Genomic DNA, 23,469 nt, shown 5'->3' on the forward strand with positions numbered 1-23,469 from the left:
GTAGTATATATTTACCTAACCTTTCCTCCCTTGTTCTAATTTGTTAACCGCTCACCAGAGCGCCCCTCTCTCGTCCGGCAAGACAAAACCTTTTACCCATCCAAACCACCCAGCAGGGGCAGCTTATGGCACCGAATGACGTAATAACGCGATTCCATCGAGGCGATAAATCCGCCTTCGAGGAAATCCACCACAAATTCTTCCCCTTAACGTATGGCATAGCCAAATCCTACGTTGGGCCTGAACAGGCAAAAGATGCTGTACAAACAGCCTTTATTAGTCTTTGGGAAAACAGGGAAGGCTTAAAGACAGTGGATCATATCAAATTCTGGCTCATTACCACCATCCGGAATATCTGTATTTCCATCCTAAGAGCGGAAACAAGGTTGAGTATAGCGAGAAAAAAGCTGCTTGATGCCAACAACGAAGAAGCAAACGCTCATATATATCATATTGAAATTCAATCGGAATTGTTGCAGAAAATAGAAGCCGCTGTCACCAGATTACCTGCCAGATACCAAAAAATATTTGACCTCGCATATAAAAGGCAATGGTCAGATGACCAAATCGCCGATATTCTCAATATCAGCAAAAAGTCTGTTACGGAGGGAAAATCCCGCCTACATCATGAAGTAAGACAACAGCTGCTCAACAACGGCGAATTATCATTAGGAATGATGCTATTAGGAATGGATCAATTGATGACCATAATTTCCCAAAACCAGGTCTAAACTGGCCTCAAAAAAAATCCTTAAAAATTTCCCATTTTTTTCGGCAAGAATTTGACACCCTGCGCGTATTAACAGTAATTCCCACTGCCAAGCCAGGGGATCTCCAGTGAAACATACGCACAGATGTCTGATAACAAATTGATAATCAACATTCTCATTGAATCGCTGAACGCCCATTATACAGGCGTTCCGCTCGATCCGGTTAAAAAGCAGGTCGTCGATGAGTGGTTACAGGCCGACCGCTCTAATAGGGACTTCTACAATAATCTCCTCACTGCGAAGGGATTCAGTGCCGCGGTGGAAGAACTTGCTCTTGCCAAAAACGATAGCAAGCAGGCACTCCTGCAGCATCTCTATCCTGCACATCACCGCAAAAACACGTTCAATAAATCTTTCAAGATAATTTCAATCGCCGCCAGTCTAACCATCCTCATCGGGCTGGGTATCATTGCCGTTTACAAGAACCGCTTCACCGATGAAAAACCAGTACCCGGCACGCAGGCCGTGTCCATCCCGCCTATTCATCCCAAAGGGTCTGCAACCCTTGCTCTTGCCAACGGGCGGGTGATTCCTTTGTCTCAGCCAGGGACTGTCATACCACTGCAGGGATCAACCCAGGTCACACAGCCCGCTGCCGGGGTACTGGCTTACTCACCCGATCCGGGCCAACCAATGCCCGAAACACCATTATATAATACGGTAACTACTCCACGGGGAGGCTTTTACAAAGTCATCCTGCCGGACCAGTCCGTAGCATATCTGAACGCCGCGTCCAAACTCCGTTTTCCAACTACGTATTCCGCTGATATACGTGACGTAGAAATCAGCGGCGAAGTCTTTTTCGAAGTTACCAAATCACAAAAACCATTTGTCGTAACTACTGCTAACAGCAATAAACCCGCGAAAATTACCGTATTAGGCACCAAATTTAACATCACAGCCTACCCCGATGAACAAGCCATCACCACTACCCTCGTAGAAGGAGCTGTAAAAGTTGAAACGGAAGGCACTAACAGCAAAAAATTATCCCCCGGTCAGCAGTCAATCATTAGACATGATGAAAATGGTATTGAAGTAAACACCGCAGCGGACATAGAAGCCATCACCAGCTGGACAACAGGTACCTACGTTTTCAGAGAAAACATAAAGAGTGTTTTAACCAAAATTTCCCGCTGGTACAATGTTGAGGTAGAATTTAAAGGCAGACTTACCAACGACGAATTTTTCGGCAGGATCAACCGCAATACCGAACTGTCAGAAGTAATAACGCTTCTCCGCGCAGGAGGTGCAAACATAGAGTATAGCAAAGGAAAAATAACTGTATTTCCTTAACAATTAACACCACTATCCAAAGTATCAGATTTAGATGTTGATAAGGCCCGTTGTGTCTACAACGGCCATGTGACTGTAATAACATGAGGAAGTGAAAATCTTCCTCTTTCCAAAAGCAAAATCATTGGACATGCAACCGAAAGGTGATGCCATGCAATAATAAATCCAATATCGCCGCTTCCACCGGCATATTGAAAAGCAAACAGGGAACTCTGATGAGGAATTAGTAGCAAATAATACTTTCCAGCAACATTAACCTTTATTGTTGCCTTATTCCTTGTTTAAATAATGGGTAGAATACTTCCGGCATTGTCCGAATGTATATCCCTGCGAGAAAGTTTCTAAAACTCAAACAAGTCATATATGCAACAAAAAAAGGAACGCAGCAAACGCCTGCTATATTTGCTGGCATTGTTTTTCGCACTAACCATTGCGAAAAATTCAGCTGCTCAGACAGTATCCATCCAATTCGAAAACGTCACGCTCGACAAAGCACTACAAGATATTTCTACCCAATCTGGCTACAACATCTTTTATAAAAAAGAGTGGATGAAAAATGCCAGAAAGGTAACGGCAAAATTCACCAATTCCGTAGTTAAAGACGCTCTAAAAACAGTGCTGGAAGGCCAACCATTTCATTTCGAAATTGTAGGTAAACAGATTATCATTATACCTGCAAAATCGGACAACACCGAGAAAAGCGCAAAGCTGGCAAATCCTTCTTTAACGGTAATTGGAAAAATTACCAATGATAACGATGAGCCTTTACCTGCCGCAACAGTCATCAATAAGCGAACAGAAGAAGGTACGCAATCAAATGCAGCGGGACTCTATACGATACGCAACGTATTACCGGACGATATTCTAACAGTCAGCTACCTGGGCTATCAAACGGAAGAGGTTACAAAAGGTGATCGGAATTACATAAATTTTTCACTCACCCCCGCAGCAAAAGAACTTGACAAAGTAGTAATACAGGGTTATGGTGCAACATCCCAACGATATACGACCGGTAGTATTTCTACCGTCAACGCCGAAGAAATCGGCCGTCAGCCGGTAATGAATCCTCTGCAAACTCTGCAAGGACGTGTCACGGGTCTAAACGTGCAGGCTACCTCTGGTTATGCCAGCTCACCCGTAAAAGTGGAGCTGCGCGGGCGTAAAACAATCAACGAGCGAATGACCTCAGATCCACTATACATTATCGACGGAGTTCCACTTACTGTACTTGAGTCTGGTAGCAGTAACTATGAAACTGGTTCCCGCGGTGTTGCACAAAATGGCTTCATACTCGATGGTACAAATGGCCAAAGTCCATTATTCAGCCTAAACCCCTCCGATATTGAATCAATAACCGTTTTAAAAGACGCCGACGCAACCGCCATTTATGGATCAAGAGGAGCCAACGGTGTAATCCTCATTAATACAAAGCGTGGCCGACCGGGTAAATCGAAGTTCGATATAACGATATACAACGGCATTAGCTACATATCCCGCTTCTACAATATGCTAAATACCGAGCAATACGTAGCGATGCGAAGGGAGGCTCTTCTAAATGACAACCTTCCACTTGACGACGGGAATGCATATGATCTTACAAAATGGGACACAACGCGATACACAAACTGGCAAAAAATTATGTTTGGTAGTATCGGTCGTCAAACTTCGATACAAACTGCCTTATCAGGTGGTGACGAGCGGACAACATTCAGAATTAGTATTGGGTATAAGCGAGAAACAAATGTAATGACTATATCAGGAAGTGACCAACGAGGCAGTCTCAATTTCAACTTTTCTCATAAAAGTAAAAATCAGAAACTAAAAATCTCACTTGTTAACTTCTACTCCTATGCTCAGTCCGATCTGACAGCTGTTCCTGGAAACACATTGCTCGCACCAACCGCGCCTTCAATATTCAACGAGGATGGGAAATTTAATTTCTCGGAATATCGTATCTCTGGTACATTTCCTTTTGAAAGCCTTTTACAACCCTATGTATCGAAGACACAATTTCTAAATAATAGATTGGGTATTGCATATGAGATCATACCAGGCTTAAACATTAATATCGACGGTGGTCTATCAACCACGCGAAATACACAAAAGCGAATCGCACCAATCATCTCAAAAGACCCTTTATACAATCCAACAGGTACAGCAGTTTTCGGCAGTAATGATGGAAAAAACTGGATAATTGAACCCAAAGTTGACTTCAAAAAAATAATAGGAAAAGGACACCTGGATATTATTCTGGGAAGTTCATTGCAAAATATTATACAAGATGGTTCGATGATCTCTGCTTCGGGTTATGCAAATGATAATTTAGTCCACTCAGCAGGCAATGCACCTACTGTAATTACAACGGATAATAATTTAGTTTATAAGTATGCCGCAATATTCGCCAGGATAAACTGGAAATGGAAGGAAAAGTATGTTCTGAACCTTTCAGCTCGAAGAGATGGCAGTTCACGCTTTGGGACGGGCAATCAATACGGCAACTTCGGCGCAGTAGGAGGAGCATGGATAATAAGCGAAGAGTCTTGGTATAGAGGATTGGCATCAATAGTTTCATTTGCAAAGCTACGAGCATCTTACGGGATTACGGGCAGTGATGCAATTGGAGACTATCAATACCTGACACGATGGGGCGCCCTTGCGATAATGCCATACAATAACGTACAATCGTTTATACCACAGCAACATGCCAATCCAGATTATAAGTGGCAGCAAGATCGAAAAATGGAAATGGGTATACAGCTTGGATTCTTACAGGAAAAACTAAATGTAGATTTCAGTCTATATGAAAATAGATGTGGAAATCAACTATTAAATTACAATCTGCCGGATGCGACAGGCTTTTCATCGGTTGTCGCCAACCTACCAGCTTTGGTACAAAACAAAGGGATGGAAATATTAGTTGCTGGTAAATTCCTCAACAAAAAAGAGTTCAAAGCGAGTGCCTCAATTAATATCTCTATAAATAGAAACAAGCTCCTCAAATACCCTGGTATCGAAAACACTCCCTACGCATACTTTTTTTCCGTTGGCAAACCCTTAAATGTGAAAAAACTGTTACATTATACCGGTGTTGATGCAAAATCGGGAGAATATACTTTTGAAGATAAAAACAAGAACGGACAGGTAGATTACCGCGCCGAACTAAATGACAATCTGGACGATCTGTATTTCTATGACTTTACACCAAAATACTTTGGAGGGTTTGGACTCGACATTTCATTTAAGAGGATCAGCCTCACAACCTTTTTTTCCTACTATAAACAAATGGGCAAAAGCATATACTTCACTACCCAATATCCTGGTGCAATAAATGGCAATGTCCCTATTGAAGTGATGAACCGTTGGCAAAAGCCTGGCGACATAGCACGATTCCCCAAATTTACTACAATGCCGGTAAACGTTACCCAGTTTGCAGCTTCAACCGGAATAATGACGGACGCCTCGTTTATCCGAATGCAAAATGCTACCCTCAGCTTTGACCTACCGACTGCTTGGGCAAAACGGATAGGAACTGCTTCAGGAAAGATATTTCTGCAAGGACAAAACTTGATTCTCATTACTGACTACAACGGCCTCGACCCCGAATCACAAGCGTTCGGTTCTCCGCCGACTCCCAAAGTTATCGTTGGCGGTATTCAAATCAATTTCTAACTAAAATGATATTTATGCAACTTCTTAATAAATATATTTGCGATCCAACACACAAATTCTTTACAAGAATTGCAATATTGTATTGTTGTGTTGCTTTATCGTGCAATAAACTTGTCGAAGCACCGCACCCTGTAAATACGATAACAACAGAACAGGCATTCATAGACAGTGCCTCAGCAGAATCGGCAATATCAGGCATCTACAGTGCAATCGGCAATTCAAACGGAAATGCCAGCTTCGCTACGGGAACAATCACAACCACCACTGGACTATACTCAGACGAACTGATTTACTTCTATAACTCAGAAACATTCAGACAATTCTATAGTAATCGCTTGCTTGCAGATAATGACATAATCTTTATTCATCTCTGGAAATGGCCCTATCAATACATTTACCAAATAAATAGTAGCCTGGAGGCATTAAACGCCGCAGCGCAACTATCCGTAACTCAAAAAAACAAGCTTATTTCTGAATGTAAATTCCTCAGAGCATTCTGCTATTTCTACCTAACTAATCTATTTGGGAGCATCCCATATATCGCCACAGGAGACTGGCGGGTTTCTCAGTCGATTCCAAACATAAGTCAGTCGGAGGTATACATTCACATATTAAGGGATTTACAAGAATCTATACAGGGATTACCGGACGACTATCAGATGTATAATAATGAAAAAGTGCGTGCAACACGATATGCAGCCTATGCACTACTGACAAGAGTTTATTTATTTCAAAGGAAATGGACAGATGCAGTGCAAGCAGCCAATAAGATCATAAATCAAACCAATATATTTGACCTCGAAGAAAACCTAAATGATGTATTCAAAAAAAACAGTAAAGAATCAATTTTACAATGGTTCGGACATCCGAATTATGCACCACATAATGCCACTATTGAAGGGGCAACATTTGTTCCATACAGTGAAACACAGCCTCCTTTTTATCATTTAAGCGAATCTCTATTGGGTGCATTTCAGCCCAATGATAACCGAAAAAACACTTGGACCAAATCGACTACTTATGAGGCCAAAACATATTTCTTTCCCTTCAAATACAAAGTTGGCCCAGCGGAATCAAGACCGGGCATTCCACCAACGGAATACTATACAGTATTCCGACTTGCAGAAATTTTACTGATTCGCGCAGAAGCAAACGCAAATCTTAATAATATCACGGAGAGCCGGACTGATATCAACAAAATACGCCGAAGGAGCGGCTTAGAAGAGTTATCATTTCAAACCCAAAACGATGCTGTAATAGCTGTCAGGCAAGAGAGACGTTGCGAACTATTTGCTGAATGGGGCCATCGGTGGTTTGACTTGAAAAGATCAGATAGTTTCAACGAACAAATGCAAATCATTTCCCAAGCCAAAGGAGCAACCTGGAAAACAACCGCCGCATTATATCCTATCCCAATCGCCGAATTACGAAAAAACCCGTTCCTCAGACAAAACCCAGGGTACTAAAAAACATAAAGAATGGTAGCATCAATTGCGATGCTACCATTACTTGAACTTTTAAGGCTTGAAATAAACGGGCAAGCTGCAAGAAGCATCACGATACAGCAAGTGTTGTGTTCCAGCATCGGAAAGAATCTTGGCTTGGAAGCCAGAACCAGCACTCTCAGAAAACAGAGGATTTACAATTGTGTTGATGGCGGTACAAGCAGCACCTTGTTTTACATATGCTCTCTGATCAGTAAACTTTGTTGATTCCCTTCCCGCGAAAACAGCGGCAGCAGTCAGTACGAGTGCGCCAGCAGCAATTAATACTTTTTTCATAAAATAATCATTTAAAATTAATGCTTACTCTTGTTAGGTTTTCAGCTTCCCCTATCCACACTCAATTCCGGCTGTGGATGAACCGGCTTGTGGTAGCTACAGCACAATTATGTATTAGTATTATTGACACAATCGCATTTTCAGAATGTCTATCTATTGGGAGCCAACCCTGAACACGTTAGATATACTGGCAAGGTACAAGTGCTATTTCTCCATAGGTTTATCATTGTACCAGTATTGTCTTTAATTTGCGCTTGCATTGACCCATTTGTAGAGAAAAGCAAAGTTGGCCCACAGGTTACTTTGATGCACAGCCCACCACAAATAATATATGCATCAGAGTTGGTAAATTTACTCGCCTTGCTTTTACTGAAAATGAAACTTGCTCCTAAAATGAAAAGAGCCAATCCGGTTGCTATCGCCATAAATTTCTTTTTCATACTCAAAACATTTTTGGTGATAAAACTGAAAAATTGACTTACCAATAAATAAAAACATTCGAAACTCAACACGCCCGTAAATACACTGGCAACGTACAACTGGCATCGCGATACAAATAATGAACTACTCCCCACTCATCTATAATCTTTGCTTGCACTCCAGAACCAGGATTCTCAGAAAACAGTGCGTTCACAACGGTATTTAGGGCAAAACAAGCAGCTCCACACTTCATATATGCTCTCTGATCAGCTTTCAATTCCGAGTTTTTGTTATTGGCAAAAGATCCCAATACGAAGAGGGTTAATAAAACGATTTTGGTAGCATCGAACGATTTCATAATAAATTGGTTTTAAGTGATGCATAATGAACTCGTTTGCACACATGTTCATGAACCCAAGAATAGTCCTATCTTACTACCATTAACTTCATTCGCTATCATTATACTTTTTAGAATAATTGTTCGAAATGATTAAGTTGCATTTAGGGCTAACACTTGAAATACACCGGTTGAGTACAAGTATTGTTGCGATATGATAAGTGCAGAGTACCGCCGACACTTACAATTGCAGCCTGTGACCCAAAACCATTTTCTGAAAGAAGCGGGTTCAATACCGTATTAAGTGCCTTGCATACTCCTCCACAAACAACAAAAGCTCGTTGGTCAGCAACGGCCATTGGCTTTTTTTCAACCGAGAAAAAGCCTAATGTTATGATTGCCAAAATAGCAATCCTTCGTATTTTCTAAAGATTTCATGTTGATCAGGTTTAAGTAAATGGAAATTTGATACCTGGACGAGCATATCGCAAAAGGAAATGAATGATTCCGCTGTTGCCAGTGAAAAATCCAGCTGAAACGTTCCTGCCATCCCCGGTAGACCAAAAGCAATAATCTTCGACCTGTTTGCGGGTATTACAGAACAAATCCGCTATCCATGCCGCCTGCTGCCGCCATCGTTCGTCTCCTAAAACACCGTGGGCCTCCAAATACAATTCTCCGATTCCAGCCAGCCCATTATATTGTGAAAAATTCGTATGCACAATACATCCCGGAAGTGTTTCCAACAGTTCGGTTACGGCTCTATGGTATTCTGGTCGTTGATCGTTTTGGTATGCCTTCAACAGCACCCGGCAAAACTCCAACAGCCTGTTGCCTTCGCTCGATGCAGGCTCTAACACCGCGGTATATCCCTTTCTACTAAATAGCTGTCTGTACTGATCGGCCTGTTTGAGAATCGACGGCAACAGCCGGTCAGCGATACGCGACAAATTAGGAACATGACAACAGCCCGCGCGGTGTAATAGGTACCATATTATTCCAGTGTCCCCACTATCCCATCGCATATCAGCTACTGGCTTACCCGCTGACGAAACCTCCATAATCCAATGGCCATTTTGCTGCAATGACTGGCATAGTATTTCGTCATAGCTTTTTAGCAACACTTCCTCATACTCTTGTAGCAGTGCATCCTCTCGCTTCTCCCGCAGAAAGTCCGTGCATTGCAATAACGACAAACCCATGCCAGCACACCCATTGGCGATATTCAAACCCGCATACCGGTCGGAAAAACACTTTGCCATCGCCTCAACCCCCTCCCGTTTCTTCAGTAATCCCGATTTTATACCGCTGATGACGGTTAGAGCCACCCCTGCTAACCCTCCGTACAATCCGGGTGCAACCCTGTCCGGGATCTCCAGCATATTCTGCTGAATAAATCGCCATCCTGATTCGTACGCCGGTTCGCAGTCTTTCACTGCATAACCCGCTTCAGCCGCTCTGCTGATCACATACATGACCCCGCCGATTCCCACCAGCCCGCCATAGGCAGCGTAGGTCGCCTGTGCAGGACCAGAAGGACCAGTAACCCCTTCTTCTTTCACCATCCACAGGTTATTCATCATAGGGGTAGGCGGGCGAACCAGGCCACGAAGAGCAGACGCCAGGACTTCATTTATTTGCCCAGCACCGGCAGATAGGCCATTACGATACGCTACAGCTTTACTCTTCTCATAATTCTGTAGGAGCTGTCGAATCCCCCCGATAGTGGGTCGTTTTTCTGGTTGCTCTTGCAGGCAATCTCCAATCAGGTCTGCCAATAGGGTCGAACTGGTAAAAAATAGCAACCTGCTTTTCAATTCAGCCGCGGGCATCGGGCAAAGAAATCCCGGAAGCAACCCGGTGAAAACCGATAACATCGTAGCCCCAACGGCATATATATCCTCCTGTACAGTGGGGCGGTCATAACGAAGCTGTTCTGCCGACATGAACCCTGCCGTCCCCAACCCGTAAGGAGGATCAGGGGTCGCCGCTTTTAATGAATATGCCATTTCACAATCAATGAGCCATAAGCGGCCCTTCTTGTCCACCATAAAATTGAAAGGCGTAATATCCCGGTGTACGAAACCGGCGCGATGAATACTTTCCACAAATTCTACCATCTGCAAAAGGTAACCTACTATTTTACGTTGTATTGCAGCATCGAGCGACGACCAGCTGGCCGACTGCGGGTTGAGTGCATTGATTTCCGCCTGCAATGTCCTGCCCCTGACAAATTCCATTGATAAATACGATGAGCCATTCCACTCAAAGAACTCATATACTTGCGGCATACGGACAATCCCTTTCAACGATTCATACACCTGCTGTTGCCAAAGTAATCTATCCTTTATATCCCGCCCGTGATCGTCAGACCACGCATAGGCACTACCTTGCTTTAAAACACAAGTTAGAAACCTGAATAACCCTTTTATCCGGATAGCTTTCAATACAACCCCTTTCGGTTGGAATTGTAATGCCAGTAAAGGCTTGTATCGCCCAGCTATCAATTTATATATAGGGGCTGATGAAAATTCCCGGATAGTGCCAAACGGCCAACTTACACCGTGGGGCAACCGAAAAGGAACTTCTTCAATATCTTTAATCAAATTCCCCGCTGGATCATATATGTAGGTCTCGTACGTGCCACCCGCATTGGTCGCCCGTACTCCTGCAATCGCACCATAACGAGCATATACACAACCACCGAGAAATGCCGCCGTGGGCACGTCCGGCCCCTTAAACGCCTTAGACAAAGCCACCAGGGCTGAAGCCACGCTAACGGCCTGTGCATCATTTTCGGGATATACGATTATCACCTTTCCAACCTGAACCATGCCAGCATGGCCGTCTAACACCAATCTTGCGGCTTCAATATTTTGGACTACCCGAAACCCAACACCATGATCTATCAGCATAGGCAAAACCGTTTCAAGAGCGGCCCATAGCTGGGAGCGAACCACCGACACATACAGTACCCATCCTTGCACCAGATCAACCTGCCCCACCTGGTAATAATAATCCCAGTTCGTAAAGGCAATCCCGCGTTTGGCGAGTAAATTACCATAGTCAACTATTTGGTTATCGGGCACCAATGTTGTCGAAACACCCTGGCTGAATACTTGATCCATGCGTTACAATTTTATTTCTTGCAGGATATTGCTATAAGTGGCACTACCCAAAAACACTTGGCGCAACGCCTTATTCTTCCCGTACACCGCTGTCACCGGCACGGAACTAACGTCGAAAAGTTTTGGAAATTCGAACTTTGTGTCTTGCCCCACTTTAATATTGGCATACGTATTTAACTGATGATGCTTTACAAACCCCCTAATCTGCTCAACGGACACCAGACTTAGGAACACAAATTGTACATGCCTTAAAGAATCCATGTTATTTATGATGCTGCGGATTTCCGCATCGCAGTTCGGACACTCAGGATCAAACCATAGCAATACTACTGGCTGTTGTTCCGTAAGACTATCAGTTAAAAAGGTGGATTTACCATCCAAAGCAGTCAGCCGTATGGAGGGGAGCTTTTCGATAGGAGACACTTTCGGTGTGCTACAACCGAATAATATAATGGACAAAACAATCGTGACAATAATAAGAATACGCATGAGCAAGGTATTTAGACGACGCGGTTTGCGGCTACCAAGACCACCTTTCCTAATGTCATTGCTGAAAAGGGAAAAGTTATCCGCCATCAGGGAAGATGATCACGGAGCCACAAACACTAATCAGCGCCGAACTATTAAACTTTAATGTAGAATGTTAACCTTTTTCGAAAATTCCGTGATTAATAGGGTAACACAGTCACCAACACATGGTCGCGCGTGTGTGGTCTGTAGAGAATGTCGATCAGAGAAAAAATGAAATTTGCAGATGGGAAAAAATAGTGATACAAATATAGCCTACCGTTAAGCCCATACCAAAAAATAGTTACCGTAATCTGAACTTTTAAGGGTTTTTCTGTAGCGATTTGCTCACCAACCATGTAATACACCGAATTTTCAAGTCAGAACACGGTTTATGATAACCGTTACGCTCAATTTTAATTTTTGGACTTAACAATTTTTCTTTGCTTTGCCTACCTAACCCCCAACCAGACAGTACCCGTACCTGCCGCCCTGTATAATCCGTTCCCTTTCAAACCTTCATCCAAATCTTTGTCAATGATTGCCCAGCAAACCTTTCGCCTTTCCCACGTCTGCGAACCACTGGTTTCCTCTGCGGAATACCCACCGCTGTATAAGCATGACGACCAGCAAGCTGCCTTAACCATTCATGTCGCATCCGACAACGACATTGACGACCTCGCCAGCCGGGAGACGGCAGTATTCGGCGCGCGCGACACCAGGGCCATGTACACCGAGTGGGTGAAAGACGCCCGCAAGCTGGACTGCACCCAGTTCCTGATCGTCCGCCAAAACGGGCAGTTCAATTTCACCGTATGCCTCTCCCTGCCCGGCATAAATACCGGCCTGTCGCTACTGCATCCCCCTGCTAACGCTATTTACCTCGATGTAGAGATCCCGGCTCCATTTCCCGCAACTATCACCGCCGCAATGGAAAGGGTCGTAGCCTTTCTGCACACTTTCCCGGAAGCAGCCGTCCTGCTCTGGCATATACCCGAAGCCGACGACCAGGCCCACCAGCTGGCCTGCGCCCTCCATTTTTCACCCGTTCCGTCTGCCCTGCTCAAACCCAGTGCCCGTGCTAAACTCCTTTCGCCAGGCCACCTGTATATCCATACCGAAGTTTGCAAATGATCCTTTTTTCGTTAAATTAACAGTAGGAAATCGGCTATAGATACCCGGTATATAATAGACCTAACGAACGGCATAGCAGCTTTTGTAATTACTTTGGATAGTCACCTGAACCATGCGCCACCCTATTCGCGTCGTTATCGTAGACGACGAGCCTGCCATTACCCATACACTCTCAACGTTTCTGGCGGGCCACCCTGATTTTTATGTAGTCGCTTCCTGCGCCACCGTGCAGGATGCACTGATCGTTATTCCCGCCACCGAGCCAGACCTGCTACTACTGGATATCGCCTTTCCGGACGGCACCGCGTGGGATATCCTGCGACCTTTGCTACCGCTGTCCTTCCGCGTAATCTTCATTACCGCATTTCATGAACACGCAATAAAAGCGATTAAGGTGGGGGCGCTGGACTACATTTTAAAGCCGGTGGATGAACTCGAACTAAGCGCCGCCCTGCAGAAAGCCCAAATAGACCCGCCACCTGCCGCCCAACAAATCACGATGGCAACCCGCCATAACGGCCATACCGCCCCGGCACAGTTGCTGCTGCGCGAGAACCATATTTATCATCTGGTAAATGTCGCCGATATCATGTATTTGGACGCCACCAGCGGGGGGCTACTCCTGTTTCATTTGCAGGATGGTCGCCAGATACCCGTCCACAAGACGATCCGGGATTACGAGGATCTGCTGCCGGCAGCCGACTTTTTCCGGCCACACCAATCTTATCTTGTCAACAGGCGGCACGTCACCCAGTACCACAGTGCCGGTCACCTAATCCTTAAAAATACCCACCGCGTTCCCGTTTCGGTTCGCAAACAAGATCACATCCGCGATTACCTCAATGGCTAAACCGTATTTGCTATGAAATATTACCTCGGTTTTATTTTCCTGCTGTTCGCCTGCAACCACCGGCCCGCGCCGGTAGTTGAGCAAACAGACAACGCAATGTTAAGAACCCTCGATGAAATACTGTACCTGCTCAACGAAGAAGGCCGCGGCACAGAAGCGAACCTGCGACTGGACAGTCTGACTGATCTTGTTCACCGTGCAAGCAACGCCGCCGTACCTGCAGCCTGGCACCGTATCAAAAGTGTTTACTTGATGAAGATGGAAAATTACGACAGCAGCCAATATCATATTAAAGAAGCGCAACGATACGCCCGTCAAATCAGCGACACCAATCTCCAGCTACTGGATGCCATGAGCCAGGAAGTGACTTTACTGACCACCAAAAACGACTATATCAGTGCCCTTGCTGTTGCCGGCAACGTCTACAATCTGGCAAAACGAGTGGACACCACCCAGCTGTCCGTCGTATGCCTGCGTATGGCCGAAACCCTTTTTAGACTGGGGCAAATGGATGCCAGCAGGCGGTACATGCTCGAAGCCTTGACCAATGCCATCACACCAGCACTGGCCGACGTAATCCGCAGGTCGGCAATGGGCGCAGAATACGGTTTCCCTCCTGATCAAATTGATTCAGCCATCCGGTTCTATGAGCAACCAAAAAACCTGAAAATGCCGCGAAAACCCTTCGCACAGGCTGCCCTTTTGTATCATATCGGTAATTTGTACGCGGTTCGCGGTAACGTTCAAAAATTTGAAACCTACCTACTGCAAAGCCTGTACCTGAGCCGTAACACCCCGTTTGTTACTGCCACCATCTACCGCGATTTGGCCTATGCCACCAGCAAAACCGGCAGGCTGGACCAGTCCGACCGCTATCTGGACACAGCCGAAGCGATGCTCCGTGACAGCCTCCTGCCCCAACAAGAGCTGGGCCGTGTATTTCTGCAACGGGCAGACAACATGAAACTACGCGGCAACCACCAGGCCGCCACTGTCTGGCAGGATTCGGCAACTATCCACGCCAGCCGGTATAATGACCAGCAGGCTTTATTAGATGCTGACCAAGCCGATGCCAACCTGAACCGGCAGGTCAACGAACGAAAAATTGCCGCCCTCGATGCCAGCAATAAAGCCAACCTGCAAATCAGCCAGCAACGAAAGATCATCCTTGTGGTGGTGATCGTAGGTAGCCTGCTACTACTGGGTATTATCTTACTGCTTTTTCGCCGCCGCCAGCTGCAGAACAAGGTACGACAAGCACATCTTGAACTCAGCTTGCTGCGTACCCAAATGGAACCGCACTTCCTTTTTAATGCCCTTTCTGTCCTGCAACACCAGATCGCGCGTGCCCGCAACGAGGATGCCAGCTGGTACTTGTCCCGGTTGTCCCGCCTCCTCAAAATTACCCTGCTCAACGCCCGGAAAAATTACGTACCGCTGGCAGATGAAGTGTCGGCACTGGACAGTTATCTGTCTATGCAGCAAATGCAGTCCGACACCTTTGACTACCAGCTGGATATTTACGAGGGCTACCAGGACGATGATCTGCACATTCCACCGATGCTGCTGCAACCCTTTGTCGAAAATGCCATCCAGCACGGTGTTCGCTACCTGCAAGATCGCCGTGGCCTGATTACGGTGACCATCACTCGCCAGCAGCATACCCTGCACTGTATCATTGAGGATAACGGCAGGGGACCGGCAGCAAAGGCGGCAGGGCAGTCAGATGAGAAACCTTCCCAATCCACCAACATCACCGCCCAGCGGCTGGAAATTCTCAGCCGGATGAGCCGCACCAAAGCCACCCTATCGGTCGTCGATAAGTCCACGATAGGCCAGAGCGGCGTAATAGTGACCCTGGTGATTCCCTTCCAGTAGCCCCCGGCACCGGCCCCCAAAAACGAATCCGGGTAAATTACCCGCGCTTCCCGGTGTACCCTGCCTGCCATCACCGCCCACGGGCCGGCTGTCAAAAAAGTCCCCATTTGCCCTGCTGCGCTGTATAAAATACCCACCTTCACAATAGCCAGTCACCTACAGGGAACCACTTAGCCAAACGGGGAAAAACCCTTAATTGAAAAATTTCATGAGGCGGCAGGAAATTTCTCCCACGGATTTTGCGGGAGAAATAAACCGGCCCTGATAGCAGCTCACTGGCACCCACAACCGCAAACGTTAAAAGAACCTCCTATGATCAATATGCTTGACATCCTGATCCGGGAAAAATTACAAACTACCTCCCGCCAGGCAAACCTATCAGCACCCACCGTCTCCGCCTTTCTGGATATACTGCGCGCAGAACAGCAACACCTTATTGCCGCCCTGCAAACCCAACCCCTGCAAACCGGTACACCCGAAAGTCTCACCGTTTTTGTCCATAGCCAACAATATACCCTGCTCACCCTGCTGGACACCCTTTATGACGAGCGCCAGCAGCTGACCGGCCAGCCCAGTACCGCCGATCCGCAAAAATTGCGGTTAATCGACCGTTCGCTGGTGATTGTACTGGAGGTCTGGCAATTTGTCCAGCAGTTCTTTGCCGCCATGATCTTACCCGAACTGCCCATGCCCAAAATCGAGTGGGCAGCCGCCCGGCAGTGGCTCTGCGACCGGCTCCGCGAAATCCGCCTCCGGTTGTTGTCCACCGGCACCGTACAACTATTGTCTATTGCCATCCAGCCCATCGAGCAGGCCACCGACGAGGCCGCAGCCGTGCCCACCTACCGCAAATGCGAATACCTGCAAATGCTGGCCGGCCAGCTGGCCGATATTCCCGCCACCGCCGATATCAACTGTCACCTGCGTACCGTACTGGGTAATATCGGCTTCAATAGTCCGGCCTTTCTGCAATACATGACCGAAATACTGTCGGAAGAACTCGCCGCCCAGGAGAGTACCGACGATAAACTGCAACTGCTGGCCCTGCGCGCCAAACAGATCAAACAGATTCAAGTCAGGCCGGGCTACCGGCTCTATGACAATCAGCCGGTGGCCAGCCAGTACGTGATCGCCTTCATTGCCGAAGAAATCGACTATCTGCGCACCGTCAGCGCAATGATGCAATCCGTGGGGGCCGTCGCCGGCAGCCCCGAACCGGCAGGGGAAAAAATACAGACCAACTGGTCACTATCGGTACTGGCCGGTTACCTGAAGGTGCAAATGGAAGCAGGCGGCTACAGCAACCGCGTCAAGGAAGAAGTACTGCGCACCGCGGCCAGGGTGTTTACCACCAAAAAGAACCAGCCTATATCTTATAGCAGCCTGCGCACCTTGTATAACAATATTGAACTCTCTACCGGCAAAGCCGTCATCGGCGTTTTTGCCCACCTGCACCAAACTGCCCGCAAAATTTTTCACGGTCTCATTCCCTTGTCCCCACTGTTTTTGCTGGCCTAATAGGAAAGTTTTCCGGAAAGACAGGAAAACTTACGCCTATCATTAACCGCGAATTTGGTGGCATCAAAAACAGATGCCATGTCCACCACCTTCGCGCAACTGCTGGCCCAGACCACCGCTAAACTTCGCCCTGTCGTCCCCGGCCAGGACACCGCCTCCCAACTTTCGGCCCTCCATTACAATATCGCCCTCGTCAGTGACGCACTGCTGGCGTTACGCCATTCTTTTGTCCAAACCAGTCCCACACCCGCCGACGAAATCCATTTCTTCCGCGAGGTAAAGCCCTCCCTTTCGGTTCACCTGGTCTACTACACCGACATTCTGCGCATCGTTCACAACCTGCCGATTGCCGACCGGGAGCGCGCCACCGCCTACCTGCAAGCACAAACCCACGCCCAACAGCAGTTTATTGAGCGACACCTGTTCTATTTCCAATATTTTAACAGCAACCAGCGGCACCTGGACGACAAACTGTTCATCCGGGGAGCCAGCCCCAAACCTGATCTGCTCTTTGCCATCGACACCGACGCGCAGTTTACGACTGGGTACGATTACCTGAAAGCCGCACTGGATGCCTCCGGGCGTGTTTTACAATTCCTGCAGGATCTGACCCATTGGCTGCTGCATCCGCCACCGCCCAACACCACGCCTGCAGTGCCGGCCACCGCCTTAACATGGACAGGAGCAAAAAGGGGACTGATCGAGCTGACCTATGCCCTCCACGAAGCCGCCGCATTTAATAACGGCAACGTAGACCTGAAAACCATTCAGGATGGACTGGAAGTGGCTTTTAATGTTAAACTGGGCAATGCCTCCCGCATTTTTCAGGAAATACTGGGGCGCAAAAGTGGTGATACTAATTTCTTAGAACTACTCACCGGCAAACTCCGTCAGCGAATAGAAAAAATGGAGGAAAAAAATCTGCGCAAAAGATAGCCTGTACGGGCACGTAAAAAAAAACTTCGCACAGCGGTCGCCCACCACTCCGTAAAACCGCCTTCCCGCCATCGCACTTTTGCTTCATCAGTTCACGCTAAAAAATTTTACTTGTATGGACACCGCTTTTATAATAGCTATTTGCGTATCGGCCATCCCCGTCCTTTTTTACTCGTTCATGTACTGGCGGCAACCGGCTAAACCAATCATTATCGAATTTAGCGAAACCGCCCATCCCGCCGCGACCCACTCCCTCGTTGATATCCCGCGGGCACCGCAGGGACCCCCAAATTTTACCGACACGACGGCGGAAGATGAAGATGGTGAAGATGTACTGGAACCCGCAGACACAACAGGGGACTACCTGTTAAAAGCAGCCGAAAATGTCGTAGAAAAAATTCAGGAGCAGATCAACCATATCGCCTCTGACCCACCCAACCCGGAAGAAGTACACTCGAAAATCCGTGCGATACTCGTTAAATACAGCATATTCCATCATACCGATTATTACGAAGCGATCAATACCTACATCAGCGTCAGCGTAGAGCGTGATCTCGATCTGCGCCTGACCAAAGCTGAAATAGAATCGCTCTGGCAACCCATCTGACAAGTGGTAGGGCTTCCATAAGCATGCGTCCGGCTGGCTGACAGCCTCCGGTATTGGCCGCCGGGCCATGCTACTTTTTCCTGTCTTCTTCTTTCACCCGCTCCTAAAATCAAACACATGCGTATCCGATCCATTCGGATAACCCCCACCGTTGGGTTATCCCTGCTACTGCTTTGCCTTTTGCTCACCGATGCCGCCCTTGCGCAAGATGGCGAGGCAGGCATCCGGGAAGCAACCACCAAACTGAAAAGATACTTTGAAACAGCACAAACACTGCTCTACGCCATCGGTGGCGTGATCGGCCTGATCGGTGCCATCAAGGTATACAGCAAATGGTCACACGGCGACAACGACACCACCAAAACCGCCGCTGCGTGGTTTTCCGCCTGCATCTTCCTGGTCGTAGTGGCCACAGTACTCAAAAGTTTCTTCGGTCTTAATTAATCCAGCCATGAGCAGCGTTTTCCGCATCAACAAAGGAATCGGTAAGTCTATAGAGTTTCGGGGCATCAAAGCCCAGTTCCTCTACTACCTGGCCGCAGGCATGTTACTGCTGCTACTGGTGTTCTTCGGCCTGTACGCACTGGGCATCAATATGTACCTCTGTGTGGGCATCACCCTGCCTGCCGGGGCGGGGTTGATCGCCCTCACCCAGCACCTGAGCAAAAAATATGGTGCCCACGGCCTCACCAAACGCCTGCAACAACACCAGCTGCCGGAGACCATCTACTCCCGTTCCCGCAAAGTCTTCACCCAGCTTAAACGTAGCCACCCATGAACCACCGCCATCCACTGGACGATATCATGCCCATCTATAAGGTAGAACAGGACTGTATCGTGTCCAAACAGGGAGACGTGACCGTCGCCTTTCGGTTACACCTGCCCGAAATATTTACCCTCTCTACCGATGACTACCTGCAACTGCACGCGGCGTGGGTAAAAGCCATCCGCGTACTACCCAACCAAACTGTCTTGCACAAACAGGACTGGTTTACCCAAGCCCACTACCAGGGCCAATTTGAAAGCCAGGACACCTCCTTCCTGTCGCATTGTAACGAAAGGCATTTTCACGAAAGGCCATGGCTGGATCACCAGGGGTACCTGTACCTGACCAAGACTGCCACCACCACCCGTTCCCGTATGGGCTTGCTCGACCCGCGTAAATCAGTTTCCGTACTGCCGCATCTGCCGCTATCCCACACCGCCACAGAACAGTTTTTCGACAAAGTGGGCCAGTTTATTAAAATCCTGTCGGATTCCGGGCTGATCACCACTCAGCGGCTGACCACCGACGAACTGGTCAGCACCACCGACCGGGCGGGCCTGTTGGAACGCTATTGCTACCTGCTGGACACCGACCAACCCGTGGTACAGGATATCCGCCTGAAAAAAGACTTGCATATCGGTCAGCGCCGCTGCCAGCTCTTTACCCTCGCCGATACCGAAGACCTGCCCGCCCTATGCGGCCCGCGCATCAACCACGACAAATACTCGTCGGAAAAAACAAAGTTCAGCGTCGGTTTTGCCGCACCGTTAGGGCTGCTGCTGGACTGCAATCATATCTATAACCAATACGTAGTCATTGCCGACCCCGCCGCCACCTTACAGGAACTGGAAAAAAAACGCCTCCGGCTGCAATCCCTTTCCGCCTACTCCCGCGAAAATTTCCTCGCAAAAGAGGCGACCAATGAATTTCTCAATGAAGCCATTGGCGACCAGCGCATGGCCCTCAAAGCTCATTTCAGCATACTGACATGGCATGAGAGCGAAGCGGACGCAAAGGCCGTCAAAAATCAGGTGGCCGCCGCCCTGTCCCAACTCGATGCCCGCTGTAAACAGGAAACCATCTCGACCGCCACCCTGTTTTGGGCAGGGGTGCCGGGTGCCGCCGCTGGGTTGCCAACACATGAAACCTTCGACACCTTCGCCGAGCAGGCCGCCTGCTTTTTCGCCAACGAAACCAACTACCGTACCTCTCTTTCTCCTACCGGCATCCGCTTCGGGGATCGCCTTTCCGGGGTTCCCGTAAAACTGGACCTCATCTCCGAACCCATGAAACGCGGCTGGTGCCAAAATCGCAATTTTTTCATCGTTGGCCCATCCGGATCGGGTAAATCTTTCCTGATGGCGCACCTGCTGCGCAGCCTGCACGCCACCGGCTCGCACCTGATCATCATAGATGTAGGGCACAGCTACAAAGGTCTCTGTGATATGCTCGGCGGCTATTATTACACCTACACCGAGGCAAACCCCATCCGGTTCAACCCTTTCATCATCGAAGGCGAACTGGACACCGAAAAAAAAGAAAGTATCAAAACCCTGCTGCTGGCCCTTTGGAAAAGGGATAACCAGGGCTTTACCCGTGCAGAGTACATTGCCCTGTCCAACGCCCTGCAGTCCTATTACAAATACCTCGATGCACACCCGGACATATTTCCATGCTTTAATTCCTTTTACGATTTCTTAAACGACCAGTTCATCCCGGAGCTGCGCGCGCAAGGCATCACTGCCAACATCTTCGACGTGGAAAATTTCATGTACGTGTTGCGGTCTTTCTACAAAGGCGGTGAATTTGATTACCTGCTCAACGCCACGGAGAATTTAGATGTGCTGGATCAGTCCTTCTTAGTCTATGAGCTGGACGCGATCAAAGATCATCCGATCTTATATATTGTCGCTATCCTCACGGTGATGCAGGTATTCATCACCAAGATGCGCCGGCTCAAAGGCGTCCACAAAGCCCTGATCATTGAAGAAGCATGGAAAGCCATCATGCGGGAAGGCATGGCCGAATATGTACTCTACCTGGTTAAAACTGTCCGCAAATATTTTGGTTCGCTGGGCGTGGTGACCCAAGAGATCGACGATACGGTAAAAAGCCCCATCATTAAAGATGCCATCATTAATAATTCGGATATAAAAATCCTCCTTGACCAAAGCAAATACCAAAACAAATTCTCCCAAATACAAGACCTACTGGGCCTGACCGATAAAGACAAGACATTAATCCTTTCGATGAACAAAGGTATTGCCCCCGGTGATAGGTATAAGCATGTCACATTCATGCTCGGCCAACACGTCACCAAAGTCTACCGCACCGAAGTATCACTGGAAGAATACCTGACATACACCACCGAAGAAAAAGAAAAAATTCAAGTACAAGCCTACGCGGAAAAATACGGCAGCATGGCAAAAGGCGTCGCCATGCTGGCCGCCCACATTCGCGCGGGCGGTTCACTTTAAATCTAACCTCCATGCTGTCGAAAACTTTTTTTCTCGCGCTCATGATACTGCTGCTGGCCGGCGTGACGGCACCACCGCCCGCCCGCGCACAGGTGTTCGTCCTCGATCTGCTCAAAACAGCTGCCAAAAAGGTCATCCGCGCCATCGACCTGCAAGTGCAACGCATCCAGAACCGCACCATCGTTTTACAAAATATCCAGAAGGAACTGGAAAACGTTTTTTCCAAACTCCGCCTCGATGAAATCTCCGACTGGTCTGAGCGGCAAAAACAGCAGTACAGCCACTATTTCGAGGAACTATGGCGGGTAAAGGCCGTGATCGCCTATTACCAAAAGATCCTGCGCGCCATCGACCGGCAAAAGGACATGGTAGAAGAATATAAACGGGCCTTTTCCCTGCTGCGCCAGGACAAACACTTCTCCGCCGCTGAAATCCGCTACATGTATGAGGTGTATACCGCCATCATTGGGCGCAGCCTGCAATCTGCCGAACAGATCGTGCAGCTGGTCACTTCCTTCAGCCTGCAAATGACAGACGCCCAGCGGCTCCAACTGCTGGAAACTTATCAGTCCGAAATCGACCAATACTATGTAGACATGCGCCGGTTTACCGACCGCAATATTGCGGTGTCCATCTCCCGCGCCAAAACGGATGAGCAAGCCAGCCGCCTGCGCCAGCTCTACCAGCAATCGCCTCACCCACTGCCATAACCGATTTTCTCACCCGTTGCCGCTCTTTTTATGAAAGCGATCCTGTTGATATTGATCTATGCCTGCTGTACCGGCACCCTTCGCGCCCAAACGTGGAACGAATGGTTTCGGCAAGGTAAAACGCAACGCAAATACCTGCTGGACCAAATCGTCCTGCTGCAAACGCATTTGCAGAAAGTAAAAAAAGGCTATAAGACGCTACGCGATGGCCTCGCCGTCATCGGCGATATCAAAAACGGTGACTTTACCATCCACCGCATTTTTCTGGACAAACGCCTGCGCGTCAGCCCGCTGGTTAAAAAACATGCAAAAGCTGCGGCCATCGTGGCCCTGTACGCCGCAATGACAGACCGCTATCGCCGCTGGCGTACCGAGCTGGCCCGTCACCCGGTTGCCAATGCCCGGCAGGTTGATTATTACTACCGCCTCACCGGTCAGCTACTCGATGACGCCGCACTGCTCACCGCTGACCTGCTCATGATCCTGCAGGACGGCCAGCTGGCCATGACAGACGCCGAACGTATCAGCGCCATTGATCACCTCTACACCCAAGCCATCCGCCACCAGGCAAACCTGCAACAGTTCTGCGACCAAACCCTGCAAGCCGCCCGGTATCGGGGCCAGCTGGACGCCCAGCGGCCCCGCCTGCAGCAAACCATTTCTTCCACCAGCCCGCCGGGGCAGTAAC

The 23,469-nt window shown here is 48.1% G+C and carries 20 protein-coding genes; 15 read left to right on the forward strand and 5 right to left on the reverse strand.

The features are described 5' to 3' along the window. Nucleotides 1-125 precede the first annotated feature (125 nt). The 4 genes from EGT74_RS06355 (at nucleotide 126) to EGT74_RS06370 (ending at nucleotide 7,198) form a co-directional block, all read left to right on the forward strand. The gene (locus EGT74_RS06355; RefSeq protein ID WP_123845679.1) at nucleotides 126-731 is read left to right on the forward strand and encodes an RNA polymerase sigma factor; all 606 of its coding nucleotides are present in this window, start codon (nucleotides 126-128) and stop codon (nucleotides 729-731) included. Between the two features lie 123 nt (nucleotides 732-854). Continuing rightward, entirely contained in the window at nucleotides 855-2,063 is a 1,209-nt protein-coding gene (locus tag EGT74_RS06360; RefSeq protein ID WP_123845680.1) for a FecR family protein, read from the forward strand. Between the two features lie 363 nt (nucleotides 2,064-2,426). Beyond that, nucleotides 2,427-5,732 (forward strand): SusC/RagA family TonB-linked outer membrane protein, encoded by a 3,306-nt coding sequence (locus tag EGT74_RS06365; protein WP_123845681.1) that lies wholly within the window; start codon nucleotides 2,427-2,429, stop codon nucleotides 5,730-5,732. A gap of 14 nt (nucleotides 5,733-5,746) precedes the next feature. After that, the gene (locus EGT74_RS06370; RefSeq protein ID WP_158618032.1) at nucleotides 5,747-7,198 is read left to right on the forward strand and encodes a RagB/SusD family nutrient uptake outer membrane protein; all 1,452 of its coding nucleotides are present in this window, start codon (nucleotides 5,747-5,749) and stop codon (nucleotides 7,196-7,198) included. A gap of 51 nt (nucleotides 7,199-7,249) precedes the next feature. Here EGT74_RS06370 and EGT74_RS06375 read toward each other — a convergent pair whose 3' ends face one another. The 5 genes from EGT74_RS06375 to EGT74_RS06395 form a co-directional block, all read right to left on the reverse strand. Beyond that, nucleotides 7,250-7,513: a hypothetical protein gene (locus tag EGT74_RS06375; protein ID WP_123845683.1), complete on the reverse strand. Its 264-nt coding sequence runs from the start codon at nucleotides 7,511-7,513 to the stop codon at nucleotides 7,250-7,252. Between the two features lie 149 nt (nucleotides 7,514-7,662). Next, the gene (locus EGT74_RS06380) at nucleotides 7,663-7,953 is read right to left on the reverse strand and encodes a hypothetical protein (RefSeq protein WP_123845684.1); all 291 of its coding nucleotides are present in this window, start codon (nucleotides 7,951-7,953) and stop codon (nucleotides 7,663-7,665) included. 65 nt (nucleotides 7,954-8,018) lie between these two features. Continuing rightward, entirely contained in the window at nucleotides 8,019-8,291 is a 273-nt protein-coding gene (locus EGT74_RS06385; RefSeq protein ID WP_123845685.1) for a hypothetical protein, read from the reverse strand. Nucleotides 8,292-8,719: 428 nt separating this feature from the next. Next, a complete protein-coding gene (locus tag EGT74_RS06390) occupies nucleotides 8,720-11,398 on the reverse strand; it encodes a class III lanthionine synthetase LanKC N-terminal domain-containing protein (protein ID WP_123845686.1) in 2,679 nt (892 codons plus the stop codon). A 3-nt stretch (nucleotides 11,399-11,401) separates the two neighbouring features. Next, nucleotides 11,402-11,887: a peroxiredoxin family protein gene (locus EGT74_RS06395; protein WP_158618033.1), complete on the reverse strand. Its 486-nt coding sequence runs from the start codon at nucleotides 11,885-11,887 to the stop codon at nucleotides 11,402-11,404. Between the two features lie 549 nt (nucleotides 11,888-12,436). Here EGT74_RS06395 and EGT74_RS06400 point away from each other — a divergent pair. The 11 genes from EGT74_RS06400 to EGT74_RS06450 all read left to right on the forward strand — a co-directional run bounded on the left by EGT74_RS06400 (nucleotide 12,437) and on the right by EGT74_RS06450 (nucleotide 23,468). Further along, nucleotides 12,437-13,039, forward strand: coding sequence for a hypothetical protein (locus EGT74_RS06400; RefSeq protein WP_123845688.1), 603 nt, complete (start codon nucleotides 12,437-12,439; stop codon nucleotides 13,037-13,039). 112 nt (nucleotides 13,040-13,151) lie between these two features. Beyond that, on the forward strand, nucleotides 13,152-13,889 hold the full coding sequence (locus EGT74_RS06405) for a LytR/AlgR family response regulator transcription factor (protein WP_123845689.1): 738 nt from the start codon (nucleotides 13,152-13,154) through the stop codon (nucleotides 13,887-13,889). 12 nt (nucleotides 13,890-13,901) lie between these two features. Further along, complete coding sequence (locus EGT74_RS06410; RefSeq protein ID WP_123845690.1) at nucleotides 13,902-15,767, forward strand: histidine kinase; 1,866 nt, start codon at nucleotides 13,902-13,904, stop codon at nucleotides 15,765-15,767. Nucleotides 15,768-16,079: 312 nt separating this feature from the next. Continuing rightward, nucleotides 16,080-17,285 (forward strand): hypothetical protein, encoded by a 1,206-nt coding sequence (locus tag EGT74_RS06415; RefSeq protein WP_123845691.1) that lies wholly within the window; start codon nucleotides 16,080-16,082, stop codon nucleotides 17,283-17,285. A 57-nt stretch (nucleotides 17,286-17,342) separates the two neighbouring features. Further along, the gene (locus tag EGT74_RS06420) at nucleotides 17,343-18,221 is read left to right on the forward strand and encodes an RteC domain-containing protein (RefSeq protein WP_123845692.1); all 879 of its coding nucleotides are present in this window, start codon (nucleotides 17,343-17,345) and stop codon (nucleotides 18,219-18,221) included. 115 nt (nucleotides 18,222-18,336) lie between these two features. After that, on the forward strand, nucleotides 18,337-18,828 hold the full coding sequence (locus tag EGT74_RS06425) for a hypothetical protein (protein WP_123845693.1): 492 nt from the start codon (nucleotides 18,337-18,339) through the stop codon (nucleotides 18,826-18,828). Between the two features lie 117 nt (nucleotides 18,829-18,945). After that, nucleotides 18,946-19,272 (forward strand): DUF4134 domain-containing protein, encoded by a 327-nt coding sequence (locus EGT74_RS06430; RefSeq protein ID WP_123845694.1) that lies wholly within the window; start codon nucleotides 18,946-18,948, stop codon nucleotides 19,270-19,272. Nucleotides 19,273-19,279: 7 nt separating this feature from the next. Next, on the forward strand, nucleotides 19,280-19,606 hold the full coding sequence (locus EGT74_RS06435) for a DUF4133 domain-containing protein (RefSeq protein WP_123845695.1): 327 nt from the start codon (nucleotides 19,280-19,282) through the stop codon (nucleotides 19,604-19,606). After that, a complete protein-coding gene (locus tag EGT74_RS06440) occupies nucleotides 19,603-22,071 on the forward strand; it encodes a TraG family conjugative transposon ATPase (protein WP_123845696.1) in 2,469 nt (822 codons plus the stop codon). Before EGT74_RS06435 ends, EGT74_RS06440 begins: the two co-directional genes overlap by 4 nt. An 11-nt stretch (nucleotides 22,072-22,082) precedes the next feature. After that, complete coding sequence (locus EGT74_RS06445) at nucleotides 22,083-22,781, forward strand: conjugal transfer protein TraI (RefSeq protein WP_123845697.1); 699 nt, start codon at nucleotides 22,083-22,085, stop codon at nucleotides 22,779-22,781. Between the two features lie 30 nt (nucleotides 22,782-22,811). Further along, nucleotides 22,812-23,468, forward strand: a complete 657-nt coding sequence (locus EGT74_RS06450) for a hypothetical protein (RefSeq protein ID WP_123845698.1) — start codon at nucleotides 22,812-22,814, stop codon at nucleotides 23,466-23,468. Nucleotide 23,469: the final 1 nt, after the last annotated feature.

The sequence above is a fragment of the Chitinophaga lutea genome, from assembly GCF_003813775.1.
Lineage (GTDB): Bacteria > Bacteroidota > Bacteroidia > Chitinophagales > Chitinophagaceae > Chitinophaga > Chitinophaga lutea.

Bases quoted from the DNA above. Each gene is read 5' to 3' on its own strand.
- EGT74_RS06380 (WP_123845684.1), bottom strand. From the start codon at position 7,953: ATGAAAAAGAAATTTATGGCGATAGCAACCGGATTGGCTCTTTTCATT.
- EGT74_RS06360 (WP_123845680.1), top strand. From the start codon at position 855: ATGTCTGATAACAAATTGATAATCAACATTCTCATTGAATCGCTGAAC.
- EGT74_RS06450 (WP_123845698.1), top strand. From the start codon at position 22,812: ATGAAAGCGATCCTGTTGATATTGATCTATGCCTGCTGTACCGGCACC.
- EGT74_RS06390 (WP_123845686.1), bottom strand. From the start codon at position 11,398: ATGGATCAAGTATTCAGCCAGGGTGTTTCGACAACATTGGTGCCCGAT.
- EGT74_RS06425 (WP_123845693.1), top strand. From the start codon at position 18,337: ATGGACACCGCTTTTATAATAGCTATTTGCGTATCGGCCATCCCCGTC.
- EGT74_RS06395 (WP_158618033.1), bottom strand. From the start codon at position 11,887: ATGCGTATTCTTATTATTGTCACGATTGTTTTGTCCATTATATTATTC.
- EGT74_RS06385 (WP_123845685.1), bottom strand. From the start codon at position 8,291: ATGAAATCGTTCGATGCTACCAAAATCGTTTTATTAACCCTCTTCGTA.
- EGT74_RS06355 (WP_123845679.1), top strand. From the start codon at position 126: ATGGCACCGAATGACGTAATAACGCGATTCCATCGAGGCGATAAATCC.
- EGT74_RS06445 (WP_123845697.1), top strand. From the start codon at position 22,083: ATGCTGTCGAAAACTTTTTTTCTCGCGCTCATGATACTGCTGCTGGCC.
- EGT74_RS06405 (WP_123845689.1), top strand. From the start codon at position 13,152: ATGCGCCACCCTATTCGCGTCGTTATCGTAGACGACGAGCCTGCCATT.
- EGT74_RS06440 (WP_123845696.1), top strand. From the start codon at position 19,603: ATGAACCACCGCCATCCACTGGACGATATCATGCCCATCTATAAGGTA.
- EGT74_RS06375 (WP_123845683.1), bottom strand. From the start codon at position 7,513: ATGAAAAAAGTATTAATTGCTGCTGGCGCACTCGTACTGACTGCTGCC.
- EGT74_RS06415 (WP_123845691.1), top strand. From the start codon at position 16,080: ATGATCAATATGCTTGACATCCTGATCCGGGAAAAATTACAAACTACC.
- EGT74_RS06370 (WP_158618032.1), top strand. From the start codon at position 5,747: ATGCAACTTCTTAATAAATATATTTGCGATCCAACACACAAATTCTTT.
- EGT74_RS06435 (WP_123845695.1), top strand. From the start codon at position 19,280: ATGAGCAGCGTTTTCCGCATCAACAAAGGAATCGGTAAGTCTATAGAG.
- EGT74_RS06365 (WP_123845681.1), top strand. From the start codon at position 2,427: ATGCAACAAAAAAAGGAACGCAGCAAACGCCTGCTATATTTGCTGGCA.
- EGT74_RS06410 (WP_123845690.1), top strand. From the start codon at position 13,902: ATGAAATATTACCTCGGTTTTATTTTCCTGCTGTTCGCCTGCAACCAC.
- EGT74_RS06430 (WP_123845694.1), top strand. From the start codon at position 18,946: ATGCGTATCCGATCCATTCGGATAACCCCCACCGTTGGGTTATCCCTG.